The organism is Pseudomonas sp. P4_C3 (genome assembly GCF_056402075.1).
This window is the reverse complement of the sequence record NZ_JBFUIC010000694.1, coordinates 1-923: the sequence shown is the minus strand read 5'-3', so window position 1 is coordinate 923 and position 923 is coordinate 1. Positions and strand designations below refer to the sequence as shown.

The 923-nt window shown below is 55.4% G+C and carries 1 protein-coding gene; it reads right to left on the bottom strand.

Annotation, left to right across the window (positions count from 1 at the left end):
• Nucleotides 1-12: 12 nt before the first annotated feature.
• A complete protein-coding gene (locus tag AC1DVH_RS31840) occupies nt 13-921 on the bottom strand; it encodes a LysR family transcriptional regulator (protein ID WP_477757128.1) in 909 nt (302 codons plus the stop codon).
• Nucleotides 922-923: the final 2 nt, after the last annotated feature.

Genomic DNA, 923 nt, shown 5'->3' with positions numbered 1-923 from the left:
GACGCCAGCAGATCAATTCCTGGGGAGGTGTTCAGGCCCCAGTAATTCACAGATGAAATCGATAAAAGCATTCACGCGTTTGGAGCCGCGATGATTGGGAAGATACAGCGCGGAAATGGCCGAACTTGCATCGTTGGGATTGATCACAAAAGACTCGAACAACGACGTCAAGTTGCCGCTGTCGATATCATCGTCGACAAGCCAATCAGGTAACAGCGCCACCCCACCGCCGGACAGTACAACTTCGCGCAAAACCTCCGCATTGTTGCTTTTGAAGCGGCCTTCAATGGGTACTCGCGTCTCCTCACCGTCCTTTTGGAACGTCCAAACCTGCTGCTTTGACCCGTAACTGAAGCGCATGCACTCGTGCTGCAGCAAGTCCAGAGGCTGTTCGGGAAAGCCATGCGTATTCAAGTACGCGGCGCTGGCAACCGCCCGACGCCGAAAATGACCGATGGTACGACTGACCACACCATCCATCGCTGCTGCCGATCCCAACCGTATCGATAGGTCAACGCGCTCGCCGAGCAATTCGACGATGTCGTCAGAAAGTGTCATGTCCAACACCAACTGCGGGTAACGCTTCAACAGCGAGGCGATATGCGGAGCAATGAGACGACGTCCAAGCGCCACCGGCACAGAAATACGCAGATGCCCTGCAGGGACTTCCCCACGGTCAGTGACTGAGGCATCCGCTTCGGCCACAGCGTTGAGCACCTCCCGCGCTTTCAAATAGTAGGCGGCACCGGCATCTGACAATGAGATTTGACGGGTGGAGCGGTTAAGCAGGACAGCGCCCAGTTCAGCCTCAAGCCCATCGATCATCCGAGTTACAGATGACGTAGCCATGCCTAATTGTCGTGCGGCAGAAGAAAAACCCTTCGAATCCACCGCCTGGACGAACATTTTCAATGCGAGCAGCT